This window comes from Aquimarina sp. AD10, assembly GCF_003443715.1.
Lineage (GTDB): Bacteria > Bacteroidota > Bacteroidia > Flavobacteriales > Flavobacteriaceae > Aquimarina > Aquimarina aggregata.
In genome coordinates this window covers 1,844,840-1,861,041 of record NZ_CP031965.1, presented here as the reverse complement: position 1 = coordinate 1,861,041, position 16,202 = coordinate 1,844,840, and the positions used below count along the sequence as shown (strand labels likewise).

The 16,202-nt window shown below is 31.9% G+C and carries 12 protein-coding genes; all 12 read right to left on the bottom strand.

Annotated features, from left to right (window positions below; genetic code table 11):
- Positions 1 to 39: 39 nt before the first annotated feature.
- Positions 40 to 2,100 (bottom strand): transporter substrate-binding domain-containing protein, encoded by a 2,061-nt coding sequence (locus tag D1816_RS07825; RefSeq protein ID WP_082832559.1) that lies wholly within the window; start codon positions 2,098 to 2,100, stop codon positions 40 to 42.
- 112 nt (positions 2,101 to 2,212) lie between these two features.
- A complete protein-coding gene (locus D1816_RS07820) occupies positions 2,213 to 3,223 on the bottom strand; it encodes a pirin family protein (RefSeq protein WP_118502053.1) in 1,011 nt (336 codons plus the stop codon).
- A gap of 78 nt (positions 3,224 to 3,301) precedes the next feature.
- Complete coding sequence (locus D1816_RS07815) at positions 3,302 to 3,958, bottom strand: DUF2490 domain-containing protein (RefSeq protein ID WP_158597715.1); 657 nt, start codon at positions 3,956 to 3,958, stop codon at positions 3,302 to 3,304.
- 50 nt (positions 3,959 to 4,008) lie between these two features.
- Positions 4,009 to 4,596 carry a hypothetical protein gene (locus tag D1816_RS07810; protein WP_118502049.1) on the bottom strand — a complete coding sequence of 196 codons (588 nt, stop codon included), beginning with the start codon at positions 4,594 to 4,596 and terminating at the stop codon, positions 4,009 to 4,011.
- Between the two features lie 17 nt (positions 4,597 to 4,613).
- Positions 4,614 to 5,078: a DUF3291 domain-containing protein gene (locus tag D1816_RS07805; RefSeq protein ID WP_066318291.1), complete on the bottom strand. Its 465-nt coding sequence runs from the start codon at positions 5,076 to 5,078 to the stop codon at positions 4,614 to 4,616.
- 101 nt (positions 5,079 to 5,179) lie between these two features.
- A complete protein-coding gene (locus tag D1816_RS07800) occupies positions 5,180 to 6,691 on the bottom strand; it encodes a S10 family peptidase (protein ID WP_118502047.1) in 1,512 nt (503 codons plus the stop codon).
- Between the two features lie 8 nt (positions 6,692 to 6,699).
- The gene (locus D1816_RS07795) at positions 6,700 to 8,076 is read right to left on the bottom strand and encodes an amidohydrolase family protein (RefSeq protein ID WP_066318285.1); all 1,377 of its coding nucleotides are present in this window, start codon (positions 8,074 to 8,076) and stop codon (positions 6,700 to 6,702) included.
- Positions 8,077 to 8,087: 11 nt separating this feature from the next.
- Positions 8,088 to 9,509, bottom strand: coding sequence for an amidohydrolase family protein (locus D1816_RS07790; protein ID WP_118502045.1), 1,422 nt, complete (start codon positions 9,507 to 9,509; stop codon positions 8,088 to 8,090).
- A 27-nt stretch (positions 9,510 to 9,536) separates the two neighbouring features.
- Positions 9,537 to 10,610: a proline iminopeptidase-family hydrolase gene (locus D1816_RS07785; RefSeq protein ID WP_066318280.1), complete on the bottom strand. Its 1,074-nt coding sequence runs from the start codon at positions 10,608 to 10,610 to the stop codon at positions 9,537 to 9,539.
- A 17-nt stretch (positions 10,611 to 10,627) separates the two neighbouring features.
- Entirely contained in the window at positions 10,628 to 13,936 is a 3,309-nt protein-coding gene (locus D1816_RS07780) for an amidohydrolase family protein (protein ID WP_118502043.1), read from the bottom strand.
- A 266-nt stretch (positions 13,937 to 14,202) separates the two neighbouring features.
- The gene (locus tag D1816_RS07775) at positions 14,203 to 14,778 is read right to left on the bottom strand and encodes a YdeI family protein (RefSeq protein ID WP_118502041.1); all 576 of its coding nucleotides are present in this window, start codon (positions 14,776 to 14,778) and stop codon (positions 14,203 to 14,205) included.
- 157 nt (positions 14,779 to 14,935) lie between these two features.
- The gene (locus D1816_RS07770; RefSeq protein WP_118502039.1) at positions 14,936 to 16,057 is read right to left on the bottom strand and encodes a GAF domain-containing protein; all 1,122 of its coding nucleotides are present in this window, start codon (positions 16,055 to 16,057) and stop codon (positions 14,936 to 14,938) included.
- Positions 16,058 to 16,202 lie beyond the last annotated feature (145 nt).

Below are 16,202 nucleotides of genomic sequence, written 5' to 3'. Positions count from 1 at the left end.
GTTGCAAATAATCAATGCAACCTAAGTATGCCGTATTCTTCAGGAAGAAGAAATTACTAGGTATTTTTCAATTATTTTTTTTAATGCTTTTGGATCTACGGGTTTTGAAATAAAATCGTCACATCCGGCAGCAAAGGCATTATGAATATCTTCATTACTAGAATATGCAGTTTGGGCTACAACCGGGAGTTGGGTATTCATTTTTTTTATGAGCCTTGTAGCTTCATATCCATCCATTTCGGGCATTTTTATATCCATAAAAACGATATCCAAATAATCATTGTTTTTACAAAAATCTACCGCTTCTTTACCATTTTTTGCCCGATATACGACAAATAAGTAGTTTTCTATTTTCATTAATATAGTTTTGAGGAATAAAAAATTGACCTCACCATCTTCGGCTATTAATGCTCTATATTCTTTGAGTTTACTAGACTGAGAGTCATTTTGTTCAGAAACATTTGAGTTTTGTGTTTTAATAATAGAATATGGTAGTTCAAGCCTAAAAGTGGATCCCTGATTTTGAATAGAAGAAAATGATAATTTACCTCCCATTAAACTAACATTCTCTTTAGCAATAGTCAATCCTAAACCTAGGCCACCATATCTTCGTGAAATTTGGTTCTCTGATTGAGAAAAACTTTTAAAAATATTTTTTTGATCTTTTGAATTTATTCCTATCCCAGAGTCTCTAATGGCGATGATAAGTGATGAATTTAAAATATTACATGAGATAAGCACAGCACCTATTTCTGTAAATTTAACTGCATTTTCGATTAAACTTGAAATAACTTGATTTAATTTAGATTGATCAAGCAGCGCAAATCGTTCATGTTCTAATAAATTATTATTAAGAATAAGAGCAATCTCTTTTTTCTTTGCCTTCTCTTCAAAATTAGAAAACACTTGATCCAATAACTTGAATACATCAGTTTTTTTGAGATTAAGGGCGACCTGTTGCGTTTGTAGTTTAGAAATCTCAAGAATGTTATCCATAGTAGTGATAAGTTGTTTACTACTATTGATAATAATTTTAGTGTATTTTTCTTTTTCGGTACTTGTAAGTGATTCTTCAAGAAACTTTGAAAATCCAATGATTCCATTCATTGGTGTTCGAATTTCATGTGAAATATTATTAATGAATGCTGTTTTAAGTTGATTGTCTTTCTCGGCAATCTCTTTCGAAATTCTTAGTTCTTTTGTTTTCTTTTTTACAATATAATTTAAATAAAAATTAATGCCCAATATGGTACTTAATACCGACAATAAAATTATGATAAAAGGAATCAGAAAATTATTTTTTTTATAAAAAGGTTGTGTTTGTGTATACAACCAATTTCCAATTAGATCTTCTTTTTCTGATTCAGAAATACTGTTTACTGCTTTTCTAATAATATTGTTTAAAACCCTATTGTTTTTATGAACGGATAGACCTGGCTTATATGAAAGATTTGTTTCAGAAGCAATTTGTAGGTTGTTAAGTTCTTTGTTTTTTATCAAAAAATTAATAACAGACCTTGGACCTATATAGGCATCGTATTCTCCAGAGTTTAATTTTTGAAGGCATTTTAGGTCATCTTCATCTTCTACAAAGTTATGATTAGGGTATTTAAGTTTTAGAATATCTAAAATGGCATAATCTTCGGGGATCGTAATAATTTTATTTTTAAAATCATCAATAGTGTCAAACAAAGAGTTCTTTCTTGTAACAAGAACATGTTTAGACTCGAACAACTCTGCATAAAAGTTTAAATATTCTTTTCTTTCTGGAGTGGCTTGTATTTGAGAAATTATATCAACATTTTGATTTTTTGCATCATGCATTACATCTGGCCACTCTACATAATATTTCCTGTCGAATTTATAATTAATTTTTTCTTCTATCAAATCAAAGTATTCTACAAAGAATCCTATGATTTCATTTTCTTTACTTACAAATTCATATGGAGGGTAGTAGGGGAAAAATCCTAAGGTAACCTTATTATTATCAAGCCATTTTTTTTCGTCATCTGTTAAAATTTCTTTCTTTGAACAAGAAACAAAGAATGTTGAATATAGAAAAAAGGTTAGGAGTAAGAAAAGCGTATTTCTAGCAAACATTCAGGTAAAATCTTCTTAGATATTGACAATGATATGCTTAAAGATAATATAATGTTAAAGTATATGAAACTAATGTTGCTAATTTATTTCTTTTCGTATTTTAAAAGTTACATCACTTTACAATTTCTGTTCCGTCAGGGTACAGTGCAAAACGACCTTTACGTTTATCATGAACATGATCATAACCGGGCCAAGGCCATCCTCCGAATTCGGTTTGTTGGTATTCTTGTATTGCTTCTCGAATTTCAATTTGACTATTCATTACAAAAGGCCCATGTTTAACAACAGGTTCATTTATTGGTTTGCCTTGTAATAGGAGTATGTGTGCTGTGGTATCGCCATTTTTTATTGTGAACTCCTGATTAGCGTTCAAAACAATTTCATGATTAACAGGGATTGTAGATTCTTCGCCCATTATTTCAGTTCCTTTGAAAAAGTATATAGATCGATTAATTCCTAAAGAAGCTTTAGGAAAAGTATATTTTGCATTAGCATCTATTTTTATTGTTGATATTAGTATTTCATTTTCAGGGTTTGCTGCCCATGAATTTGGTGCAGGTTCTGGTGCTATGTGGTTATTAAGTGTACCTGCTACTAATGTAATTTCGATAACTTTTTGATTTTCATCTGTTAACTTTATGATAGGTATGTCTTCATTCCAAAGCATTTTGAAATACGGTTCTACCATTTTTTTCTCCCTTGGAAGATTAAGCCAAATTTGAAAAAGTAATAAAGGGTTTTCTTCTTCTGTTTTAAGTAAAGGGAACATTTCTGAATGTTGTACTCCTTTACCAGCGGTCATCCATTGCACATCACCATTGCCAAATCTGCCTGCCGCTCCCAGAGAATCCGAATGGTCAACTAGCCCATGCTGGGCAATAGTTACTGTTTCAAAACCTCTATGGGGATGTGCGGGGAATCCAGGGATTTTACTACCATGATACATTCTCCAACCATCTTTAAGTGTAAAATCTTGCCCGATATTACGTCCATTTAACGAAGCTTCTGGACCTAATTTTCCATTTCCTTTAGGATATTGATCTTCATGATATGCACAGAATAAAAAAGGATCATTCGTTTCCCATGGAAATCCTAAAGGTCTTATTTTGATAATTGCTGACATTGTTATTGATTTATATAACTAATGTATATATTTTGTTAGAAACTTCATTATAAAATAGAGTTAATCCTTTGTATCCAGTTACTTTTTATTCTTAAGATTTTGAATGGTATAAAACCAATTAATTGTAAACCATAGCGTGTTTTTTGGATCTGAATTTATGAATTTACTAAGACGATAATCAATACCTGCTTCTATCTTGTTTTTAAGATTAAGCTCATAACCTAAAAATGGCAATACTCTAAGTTCAATATCTAATTTACTGTCTTGATATGAAAACAAATATTCATTACTTAGTTTTATGTAGAACTCATTTGGGTTTATTTTATCTCCGTTAAGTGGTTTTTCTAAAGTTACTCTATAACGACCTCTATATTTAGGTAAAGTAGTAGTACTAAATGTCTGATCGGTTACAAATCTATGGCCTACTCGTATAGCATGATAAGAATACACAAAACTATACTGTTGAATAGTTCTATGGGTTACTTGATTATCTTCAATTCTTAACAAATATCCACCATTAAGAGAGCTATTATGTCCAATTTTAAAGGATGCTAGAGAAGATATATCTGTTAAGAAATAGTCAAAGGAGTTTTTCTTAGTATTATCTGTAAAGAGTTGCCTGGATTCTATACCGTTTACCCATTTAATAGTGTTTGTTAACTTAGATGATATTCTTATTCGTGGTAACAAACCAGAGGTAAACGTAGATTGCGACCAGGAGAATGAATATATCATGATACAGAAAAATAAATAAAAAGTTTTCCTCATTAACTTATATCTTTTTACTAAAATTCTAAGTTATCTGTATTACGTTCAATAATTTCTAACGTTTTGATAATTTCTCCGTTAGTATTGATAAGCACTTCAAACATTTTAAAAGCACCACTTTTTTTAGCCTTAAGTACTATTTCATAATTTAAAACATACTGTTCTGATGTATTACCTTTTTTAATTAGTTGTAGGAGTGCTTTTTTATTGCCTACCCATTGCTCTTGAATTTTAATAATTTTTGGTTTCAAGAAAGCTTTAGATAATCTAAGATTAATTTTGGTCTTGATCTCTGTAGGCAAACTTTTATAAGGAATCGTTTTCTCTATATCAATAAGGTTCCCTGATGTATCAAATTCGATACTATATCTGTAGTTATTATATTTAGCCTTGGCTTCAAATGTTTTTCCGTCTTGACTTTTTTCGGCAAACCATTTTATTTTCTTTTGTGTAAAACAAGAGTCTATAAATGACAATGCATTTTGTGGTACTTGTACTTTTTTTATCCGCTGTTCTTTTTCAAATTTTATTTGCTCCTGTATGCCAAATAAATTACAATATACAAGACAGAAAAAAAGTAGTATAATCTTTGGTGTCAAAGCCATTTTGTGAGTAAATATCCTTATTTTTTCGGAATATATTCTTTAGCATCTGTTTCTGTAAACTTGCTTTTAAAAGAAAAAGAATAAGGCGTTTCCCCGTGTTCTTGCAAATAGTAAAGACGTTCTTTTGCTTCTTCTGGAGTAGGTTCATGTCCGTTTTCGATATACCAAAATGCCATATGCATCCGCGGTAATTTATGAAACCATTCTTTTTTACGTTTTAAAATATCAGAATGTGCTGTTTTATATACAAAATCAAATAATGATTCTGAATCTTTCCATACAGACATATTAATGATCAAGAATAAATTATCAAATACTGTTATTGCTGTTGCATTACCCTCGTCACCTTTAAGTCTCCATACAAAACCATCACTTTTTTCGGCAAGTTCATTAATTCGATCAAGGTTATTTACAAAATCAGCCATAATAGGATCGTCTATTGGCGCTAGCATTTCTGCTATATTTACTTGTGCTAATTGCATAGTATTAATTAAGTTGGATATGTGTTTTTTGATTTAAAGATAAACAGAATTTCAATAAACAAGAATTTTGATTTGCTATTCTTTAGCATGTTTTGAAGTCTCTAATACTTTGAACCTTTACTAATAGTGGTAGAGGATTTTATGATAAAATCTCTAATATCATCATTTGCCTTAATCAAATCTTCGTTTCTAAGATACATCATATGACCACTACGATATCCTTTAAAACTAAGTCGATCTGTTAATTTTCGATTAGTATTGAGCTGCCACATTACATATTTGGCATTAAAATATGTGGTAGCACCATCATAATATCCTGATTGAATCATTGTATGTAAATTGGCATTCATCGCCATTGCTTTTCTTAGGCTTTCTCCTGCGTTATTTTCTGTTCTATCCCAAGGGCGAACGGGCCCAAACATATTATATTTAAGATCCGTTTTAAAATTTAATTCTTGTGTGTAGTAATAATTAATAGCTGGAGTAAAAGCATGAAGCCAAGCGGTTAACTCACTATTATAATCAGGCATTTCACCAGCCTCTTTGATATCCATCCCCTTGTACCTAGAGTCTAATCTTCCAATAGTAAATCCATCACGATTTCGTAGTAAATCTTTCCAAAAATAACTTTTAGGAACCTCGAGATTATGTTGTTTTATAGTTTTTTTAGACAAACCTGAATAATATGCCATTTTTGTAATTACTTCTTCTTCTATTGAAGCATCTAAATATCCACTTTTTACAATAGCAGGAAGTAGTTTATTTACCGCATACTGTTCTACTTCGGGTAATACTTCTAATAAATCTTTACTTTGTAATTCTGAAGGTAACATTTTGTGATACCAAGCTGCAGCGGCAAAATAAGGTAGACGATTTGCTACTTCTACAGGTCCATCAAATTTAAATCCTATTTGAGTTGGCGAAACCAAAATAACACCGTTAAGGTACATCCAATGGTTATTTTGTAATTCAAAGGCCAACCCAGAAACTCTTGTGGTTCCATAACTTTCGCCAATAAGATATTTCGGAGATCTCCATCTGTTATATCTAGTAACAAAAGTATTTACCCAACTGGCGAGATATTTTATATCTGCATTTACTCCAAAGAAAACTTCTTTTTCGGGCATTTTACCCTCGGCATCCATTATCATTCTTGAATAACCAGTATTGACTGGGTTAATAAATACGATATCGGCTACATCTAAAATAGAATTAGGATTAGATTTAACACCGTAGGGTTGAATAGGAAAACCTTCTTCATCGATTTTAAGGATTCGAGGCCCTGTATATGCAATATGCATCCAAACCGAACCAGATCCTGGTCCACCATTAAAAGAGATTAGTAGGGGTCTGTTCTGATCATTTTTTATATCAGTTCTTTTATAATAGGTATAGGATAATGAGGCTATTTGTTTTCTGTTTTGATCCCAAACGGGTTGAAACCCTACCGTTGCTTTATAAGGAATAGTTTTCCCTTTTATATTTGTAGTGTGATTGGTAACTATTGTAGTATCTTTAGGAACCTTGATTTGTTGAGCCTTTCCATTCTGAGGAACAAAAAGAATCAGCAGAATTGTCCAAAGTAATATGTTTTGTGTTGAATTTGTAGTCATAGCTGTTGCTAGTTTTTAGATGCTTCTATAGCAATTTTTTCAAGTTTAGATTCAATAGTTTTTTTAGATAACCATTGTCCTCTATAGAGTACACCATTAATTTGTTGTAACGCTTTAATGTTATCAATGGGGTTGGCATTAAGAATCAATATATCTGCATCGAGACCTACTTTTATTTGCCCAAAAGTATCTTCTTTTCCTAAAAATTTTGCTGGGTTTATCGTTCCTGATTGGATAATTTGTAATGGAGTTAATCCCGCACCTATCATTCCATCGATTTCATGATGAATAGAAAACCCTGGAACATTGAATAGCTGTGGAGCATCAGATCCAAGTAATATTCTACCACCATTATCATTTAATTGTTTTAACAACTTTCTTCTAATGTTATTAAACTGTTTCCATTGAGGTTCGTTAAAATTCGGATTGCCCTTTGTATACTGTCCTTTACGTTCTTTCCAATTTTGCAAGGTAGAGGCAGGCATATATTTCATTTCGGGATCTTTTAGAAGTTCTTCAGCTGTTATAGGCGCGAACCATCTTTCATATAGACTTTGTGTTGGTACAATCCAAATCTCATTAGAATTTGCTAATTGTACTAATTCTTCAATTTTACTTTCATCTGCTAATGGAGTAAAATTATAACCAAAAAATCCATTGTCGTTTGGGTTTACGTTTTCAGATTCTGGAACGAGACCTTCGAGAAAACCATCGATATGATCTATAGACGCATATTTACTTTTTAAGGCATTGCGCACACCGACATCAACGGGTACGTGTCCTGAAAAAGGGATACCTACATCTTTTGCAGTTTTTACGACCTGATTAAATACATCAAGTTTAATTCCTGGGTGAATTTTCAGAAAATCATACCCTTCTTTTTTATAAGCGGTAACCTTAGTAATTGCTTCTTCTTTAGTTTTAATTGAATTTCCATTCAGTGATGGACTAGAAGTAAAAATTCTAGGACTTACAATTTGATTAGTATTTGCTTCTTGACGAAGTTTTAAATGAGTTGGATGTCCTAACATTCCTCTAATGGTTGTAATTCCGTTAGAGAGATATAAAAATAACACATCTTCTATACGTTCTTTATTTGTTGAGGGTTGAGGTATATGTGCATGCATTTCTGCTAGTCCAGGAAGTACATACTTTCCTGATGCATTAATATGAGTAGTATACTTATCTGCATTTTCGACAATGTTACTTATGCTTTTTATTTTACCAGAATCGATTACGATTTGCTGTTTTTCTTGTAAAGAACCGTCAAGGACATTAATAATAGTGGCATCTGTAATTAAAATTGCGGTTTTACTAATTTGTTTCTGTGGTTGCGCACATGACGTTACAAGTATTGTAAGAATTATAAATAAAAACTTTTTCATAGGTTACTTATTTAATGATTGATGATAAAACATTCTGAGCAATCATATTGCTTTGCAATCACGACGGGATCAAATATTTGATTTCCTTTAATTACTCGATAAATATCACGAGTACTTTTTATATCTAATAAAGGATTTGAATTTAAAATTACCAAGTCTGATGCTTTATTAACGGATATTGTTCCGGTTTGACTATCTTTTTTTAAATATTTAGAACCATTTAAAGATGATGCTTGAATGGCTTTAATAGGGGATATGCCAGCATTTACCATTGCTTCTAGTTCTTTATGTAATGAAATACCTGAATAAGTATAAGAATTATAAGCACCACTATCTGACCCTGCTAATAATTTAACACCAGCGTCATTCAATGATTTGGATAGTTTTTTAAAAAAAGTATTTAATTCTTTTCTAGATTTTTTAGCTTCATTTGAAGCATTTAAAGCACGATTGATTCTTCCTTTATAAGTATCGATAATTCCTGGTCCTATAATTTTTAAATAGGGATCTTGTGTATGATCTACTTCATCGATATAACTTAATACATTGCCTATATGAAGTGTTGGTACAACATAGGTGTCATGATTTTTTAATAACGTAAATGTCTTTTGAGCAGTAGTATCTTCATAGGAGTTAATTAATTGTTCCATCGAATCCCAAAAACCGATTTCTTTATTTATAATAGCTTGTGTTATTTCTTTTTCATTAGAAGAACAACCTTTTAAAACATAGTATAAATGTTCAATAGCATTAATGCCAGAAAAAACAGCCTCATTAAGTTCTACTGTAAAAGGCATATGACCAGAGGAAATCATATTTCTTTTTGTAGCTTCTTTCAAGATTTCTAAATAATTATCTCTTGAAATTTTGCTATCATATATTTTTACAAAATCTGAAGGTATTTTTTGTAATGAATCTAATGCCGAATTTATATCATTACTAGATTCTACTACTAATGAACCTGCCCAAGTAGCATCTTTACCATCAAGTTTTGGTCCCGAAGTGTATATAGTAGGGCCTATTAATGAATTGTTTTTAATGTCTTTTCTCCATTGCAAAACTTCAGTGGTAAGATCACCTCCAGCATCTCTTACACTTGTAATTCCATTAGCTATAAATAAAGGTAATAATCTTTTGTTTTCTTCGATTAAGGTTTCACCACCTCTTAAATGAATATGATTATCCCAAAACCCCGGGAGTAAGAATTTTCCTTTACCATTAATTTTATGTTCGGCGACATAATTTTTAATACTATCAAAATTGGTGATTTTTACGATTTTTCCATTAGATATGAAAACAGTTTTGCTAGCAATATCTCCATTTTCAATCTGGATTTGATTGATATTTGAAATAACAATATCAAAGTGCTCTTTTTCTTTTTGCGAACAGCTTAGTAGGCTTATTGTTAGTATTGTAAAAAGAAAGTTTCTCATTATATTTTTTTCATTTAGAACCTGTATTTAAGAATTGTCCTGATCAAAGTTTTGATTATCTACATCTTTAATAAATTTAATGAGACCTTCAAAAAAAATCTTTTGGTCATCAAACTGAGATAAATGACTACCATTAGGGCAGTGTAAATAGCTGCCGTTCTGTACTTCATTAGCAATCCATTCCATTTCTTTAGGATTCATTGTATCATACTGAGCACCAATAGCCAAAGTTGGTGTTGTAATTTTAGAAAGTTGATCTTTTACATCCCAATTTTTAAGTGTGGCATCACCTTTAATACCAAATTCACTTGGTCCTTGCATTGTTACATATACATCGGGGTTAAGATGTTTGAAGCCTCGATTAATAGGATCGGGCCATTGATCTACAGGCATTCTAATAATATGTTTAGTATAGTAATTCTGGACTATTAAATCCAGATACCGCTCATTGCTATAGTCTTCTTTATCTTCATAACTCATGATCTCTTTTAAGACTTCAGGATCTAATTGTGGTGCTAATACTTCGTCAGAATATTTTTGATAATCAGGTATAGAAGCGACCATATTGGAGATAATTAATCCTTTTAGATTTTGCTGATATTTTAGTGCATATTGCATCCCTAATATACCTCCCCAAGATTGCCCATAGAGATAAAAATTGTCTTTATTTAAACCTAAAGCGATGCGTACTTGTTCGACTTCTTCAACAAAACGATCAAGATCCCATAGACTTTTATCTTTTGGTTGATCGCTATAATAAGAACCAAGCTGGTCATAGTAATAATATTCTATTCCTTCTTGTGGAAAATAACCATCAAAGGATTCATAAATTTCATGAGTCATTCCTGGACCTCCATGCAGCAGCAGAACTTTAATCTTGGGATTATTACCTATTCGTTTGGTCCATACTTTAAACTCACCTTTTGGAGTGGTAATAGGGATCATTTTAATCCCACCCATAAATTGATCATCTCGATTGGTATAATCAAAGTAATTAATATCCTCTTTTGTTTCTTTGGTGACCTCATGACTTTCTGTTTTTTGGTTCACGCAGCTTTGCAACAACAAGGAGCAAGTCAGTATATATATAAGATGTTTCATAATATTAAATTTTGATTTTAATTATGACCTATATGACAACCACATCCTGGTTTCATAAAACTTTGAGACTCCTGATGCCAAGGAAATGCTTGACTGTATTTATTGTTTTCCCACCAAAATTTTGATCTTTCTAGAGAAGTATTACCTATTTCGTTCATAGAATCAGTATCGTACAGTCTTCCATTTACCATGGTATACTTAACGGTTTCGGTATTTCTAATGTTTTCTAAAGGGTTTTTATCCAAAACAATAAGATCTGCTAATTTTCCTTCTTTTAAAGAACCAATATCTGCTCCGGCACCAATATATTCTGCACCATTAATTGTGGCAGCTCGTAGCGCTTCAATAGGAGTCATACCTCCTTGATGTAACATCCATAACTCCCAATGTGCACCAAGTCCTTGTAATTGTCCATGGGCACCTAAATTAACTTTAACACCTAAATCGGTTAATGCCTTACATGTTTTGGAGACTAAAATATGTCCGTTTTCATATTCTTCGTCTGGTACCATAGTTCTATGTCTTGATCTAGCATCAACGATTGATCTTGGAGTGTATTTTAGAAGTTTTTCGTTTTCCCAGACATTGTCTTTTTGATAAAAGTAATATTCTCCATTCATTCCTCCATAATTTACAATGAGCGTTGGGGTATATCCGGTTTTACTTGTTTTCCAAAGCTCATTTACATCTTTATAGACAGGAGCTACGGGGATATTGTGTTCGATACCCGTATGCCCATCCATAATCATAGACATATTATGGTAAAATGTAGAACCCCCTTCTGGCACAACGTTAATTTGTAGTTCTCTTGCGGCTTGAATTACCTGTTGACGTTGGTCTCTACGAGGTTGATTGTAGCTTTTTACAGACTTTGCTCCAAATGCCTTAGTTCTTCTAATTGATGATCTGGCATCTTCTAAATTATTTACAACAGCTTTAAAATCGCCATCGGCACCATATAATATAATCCCAGTAGAGTAGAGGCGTGGCCCAACCATACGTCCATTTTTAATCATTTCAGACATTGTAAAAATAGATTCTGTATTAGCAGAAGGATCATGGGCTGTGGTAACACCAAAAGCCAAATTAGCATATAACTGCCAATGTTTTTGAGTTGTTAATCCATATCTAAAACCTCCAACATGAGCATGTGCATCTACAATTCCTGGCATAATTGTTTTTCCTTTTACATCATATACTTTTGCATCTGCTGGGACATTTATTTCATTGACTTTGCCTATCTTTTCTATTCTGTTTTTATTAATAATGATTGTCCCTTCTTCAATAACCTGGTCTCCTTCCATAGTGATTATTCGAGCATTTGTAAATGCAATTTTGCCTTCTGGAGTATCGGTTTTCACCACAAGATCAATTTTGATACCTGCAGTAGTAATTTCTCCAACTTTTTCTGGTGAGTTTGGTAAAAATGTAAATCTATCTTTAATATTGTTAGTGAAATATTCATCACCTAACGTCCAAAATATTTTTTTGCTATCTCTGGACCAATGAAGGTTTACACCTGCGTCCTTTGAAACTTGAGATACAGGAACGGTTTTGGACTTGTTATCAAGGTTGATTTCTTTTCCATTTAAAACCAAGGGAGCAATAAATGCTTTATGAAGATTGGTAAAAGCAATCCATTTATTATCTGGGCTAATTACTAGTCGGTTAGCATATTTAGATTTAACATGAGTTCTTTTGTCTTTTCCATTTAGATCAACCGATTTCAATTCTTTAGTAAGACTCCCAAAGTATGTTCCACCAGTCTGATAAAATATGCGTTTTCCATCTTTAGAAAAGGTCGGATATTCTCCTTCTTCTATAACAAGTTTAGGGTTTGATCCAGAGGACGACATGGTGTAAATACCAGTGTTTTTTGTAAAACTTAAACCTTGATCGCTATTTCCATTTTCTTTTCTATATACGATAGAAGCATTGGATGTACTAAATTTTGGAGTTCTATAGATACCTTTTTCGGTTGTAAGTTTGGTTGCTGTACCACCAGTACTAGGTATTTTACTTACCGAGCCTAATTCTTCATCATTCCAGGTAACAAAAACTATATGTCTACCATCGTTAGAAAAACTAGGTTCAAATTCGAAATATTTACTTTGGTTGGTTAAACGTTGTGGTTTTCCTTTGGGTAATGTTTTACTCCATAACTGCCCCAATGCACTAAATACAATAGTTTTTCCATCAGGAGAAGTAACTACATTTCTGATTACTTTTGAAGTAAATGTATCTGGAGCAACAGGTGAATTATAATGAATAGTTTCTGCAATTTTTATATTTGCATCTACTTTAAATGGTATGTCTGTACTTGTTTTAGTATCTACGTTTATTTTATTAATTTTTCCCCCGGACCAAAAGATAATTTCATTGTTATTGGGCATCCAACTAAAATTTGGATACGTTCCAAAAATGGCCCAAGCTTGTTGTTGATCTTTATTTAAATTATCATAGATCGGCCATTCTTCGCCAGTTTCAAGGTCGTGTACATACAATACGGATTTGGTGCGTACTCTTTTGATGAATGCTAATTTTTTTCCATCTCTTGATACTTCAGGTCGTGATGCACCGCCGGGACCACCTGTGATAGTACTAGTTTTACCATTTTCAAAATTGTATCTTTTAATCGCATAAATTTGTTTATTGGCATCTTTGTTATACTGAAAAAAGCCTCCGGGGTACATGTCTTCACTATAGTATAAATATTTTCCATCATTAGAAATTGAAGGTTCATTAACATCTTGCTGATCATTTTTTCTTTTTGTTAATTGAAGTCCGTCACCTCCTGTAATATGATACTGCCACATTTCTCCTGCACCTAAAGAACGTTGAGATGTAAAGTGTTTTCGTGCAACTAGATAATTTGAGTCGGGCATCCACGTTGCATTATTTAGCAATCTAAATTTTTCTTTAGTAAGTTGTTTAGGGTTACTACCATCAATATTCATTACCCAGATATTATCACCACCACCAGCATCACTTGTAAAAGATATTTTTTTTCCATCAGGACTAAAGCGTGGTTGTACTTCAAAAGGGATACCGGAGCGTAATACTTTTGCATTTCCACCAGAAATAGGGATACTATAAATATCACCCAAAAGGTCAAAGACAATAGTTTTGCCATCTGGACTAACATCCAGATTCATCCAAGTTCCTTCTGTAGTAGAGAAAGCATGATTTTTGTAGTTGAATTCTCCATTGGGATTAGAAACATTCCATTTTTCGTCTTCTTTTTCGTTTTTTTTATTTTTTTGTGCTTGTGTAGAGGTAATGATAAATAATCCCAGAATTAGGGATGTGATGATGTGTTTGTGCATGATGTGTAATTTATATGCTTCGAAAATAACGAATTACAGAGTAATTTATCTTAAAGTGTTGTTAAGGCATAAGTGTTATATATCATGGATCACATGTGTATAATAAGTCGTATAATAATCTAATGATGTTTTTTTATAGATCATATGATTTTTTATAGCGAAAGATACGTTGAGTATTATAGTATAGGTTTTGCATAATGTTCACGGTTTTTTTAATCAAAGGAAAAGAATAAAAAATTATTGTTTTATTAAATTTAAGAGTAGAATCACCGATTTCCTCTTGATTTTATGTTTGCGGTACAATATTTAATGATTTCTAGAATTCGTTTGTCTCTCGTTTCTTGTCTTTTGGCTTGGTTGATCCAATACAGGTAATGTTTACGATAACTTGGAGCAAAATTTTGATAATTCCTAAAAGCTTTTGGGTTTGCATCAAAAGCAAGTTTTAAATCTTTAGGAATTATGCCTTTTTCAACATCATCGAGCGCTATCCAAGATCCATTCTTTTTGGCTGTTTCTATACTTAATAAACCACTTTGGTGCATAAGATTACTTTTGAGTAAATCAATAATGTAATCTTTGTTTACTTTACTCCAAACACTTTTAGGTTTACGAGGACAAAAATATTGTCTGCGCCTCTCGTGATCTAACTTTTTAACTGTAGAATCGATCCACCCATAACAAAGGGCTACTTTTACAGCTTCTTCCCAGCGCATACTGGGTTTTTTACTTTGTACTTTATAAAAAATAAGATAAATACCATTTGATGATTGGTGATTATCATGAAGCCAAGAACGCCATTCTTGATCATTTTTAAAATAAAACTCTGGCTTATCCATCATAAAAATTCCTTGTTATAATATGTAATTATACCAAGGTACATATTTTAGTTTATTTTAAAAGTGAGATGTTATACTCGAATAGTGAATGGTTATAATTTTGTGGTTTACGAGAAGATTGTATACAATAGCGATACGATAAACTTATACGAAAGAAAAATTAGTTAATTTGTGATTTGCTGTATGCTCTCTTTTTTTTCTTAGCATAGGTCTCATTTAGAGTTTTTGTAAAGTTATCCAGTTCATCAGATACAACTCTAATGTATTTAGAATACTTTTTTAATAATTCTTCATTAATTTCTTCATTTTCAATTAATGTAGTTAAACCAAGCATAGTGCAAATAGGTTTGCGTAGTACATGTGAAATATCGAAAGAAATTTGTTCTATGGTTTTTTCGTATTCCTTCTGATAAGAAATATCTTGAATAATACCATACCATATTACGTTACCATTTTTTTGTGATTCAGGCTTTGCCGTACCTTTATACCATAAGGGTTTTGAATTGCTGGAAAGTACTACTCTAAATTCTGTTTCCCATAATGACATGTTAGAATATGATTTCAAAATACTATTTTCTACAAGTGACAAATCCTGTTCATAAATGCTGTTGAATAAAACACTAGGGTTTTTTAAAATTTCATTAGTGTTTAATCCAGAATTCATTTGTTCGACACCTTTGCTTACAAATGAAAATGACATTTCTTTTTGTGGGGTCATTTCGAATTGAAAAATGATACCAGGCACTTGATCAGTTAATTTTTTTAACCTCTTACGATTAAACTCAATCTTATGAGCTTGTTGAATCATTATTTTTCGAGTAGTAAGAAAATCCATTACTCTACTTGCCAAAAGTTTCAAAGCTTTTTTTTGGTTTTTTGACATAAACCTAGGTTTGCGATCAATAATGCACAATGTTCCTAGCACATTTCCGTTAGGCGTTTTTAAAGGAGCGCCTGCATAAAAACGTATATTTGGATCACCAATTACCAAAAGATTTTCTCTAAAACGATCATCAAGTAAAGAATCTTCGACTACTAAAACTTCATCTGCATTATGTAAAGCAAATCGGCAAAAAGCATCTTTAATAGGCGTTTCTTTTACAGTTAGCCCTTTAACTGCTTTAAACCACTGTCGTTTATTATCTAATAATGATATAAGTGATATTGGAGTATCACAAAGAGCAGATGCAATTTCAGCAAGGTCATTTAATTCTTTCTCTGGAGGAGTATCCATAATATGGTACTCTTCTAAATCTTGTAGTCTACTTTGTTCATTTACCATAATCACCTTGCTAAATCAAATAGTGAATTTTATAACAGCCTCACTATTAGTACTAAACTACTGCAAGAATTAATATGTTCGTTATGGATACCCATAAAAAGAATTTAATTTTTTTTTGTATATCCATTTATCATCAAAACTTTAT

Excerpts from the sequence above, each read along its gene's own strand:
- D1816_RS07770 (WP_118502039.1), bottom strand. The coding sequence starts at position 16,057 with ATGGTAAATGAACAAAGTAGACTACAAGATTTAGAAGAGTACCATATT.
- D1816_RS07780 (WP_118502043.1), bottom strand. The coding sequence starts at position 13,936 with ATGCACAAACACATCATCACATCCCTAATTCTGGGATTATTTATCATT.
- D1816_RS07775 (WP_118502041.1), bottom strand. The coding sequence starts at position 14,778 with ATGATGGATAAGCCAGAGTTTTATTTTAAAAATGATCAAGAATGGCGT.
- D1816_RS07825 (WP_082832559.1), bottom strand. The coding sequence starts at position 2,100 with ATGTTTGCTAGAAATACGCTTTTCTTACTCCTAACCTTTTTTCTATAT.
- D1816_RS07815 (WP_158597715.1), bottom strand. The coding sequence starts at position 3,958 with ATGATATATTCATTCTCCTGGTCGCAATCTACGTTTACCTCTGGTTTG.
- D1816_RS07800 (WP_118502047.1), bottom strand. The coding sequence starts at position 6,691 with ATGACTACAAATTCAACACAAAACATATTACTTTGGACAATTCTGCTG.
- D1816_RS07810 (WP_118502049.1), bottom strand. The coding sequence starts at position 4,596 with ATGGCTTTGACACCAAAGATTATACTACTTTTTTTCTGTCTTGTATAT.
- D1816_RS07820 (WP_118502053.1), bottom strand. The coding sequence starts at position 3,223 with ATGTCAGCAATTATCAAAATAAGACCTTTAGGATTTCCATGGGAAACG.
- D1816_RS07790 (WP_118502045.1), bottom strand. The coding sequence starts at position 9,509 with ATGAGAAACTTTCTTTTTACAATACTAACAATAAGCCTACTAAGCTGT.
- D1816_RS07785 (WP_066318280.1), bottom strand. The coding sequence starts at position 10,610 with ATGAAACATCTTATATATATACTGACTTGCTCCTTGTTGTTGCAAAGC.
- D1816_RS07795 (WP_066318285.1), bottom strand. The coding sequence starts at position 8,076 with ATGAAAAAGTTTTTATTTATAATTCTTACAATACTTGTAACGTCATGT.
- D1816_RS07805 (WP_066318291.1), bottom strand. The coding sequence starts at position 5,078 with ATGCAATTAGCACAAGTAAATATAGCAGAAATGCTAGCGCCAATAGAC.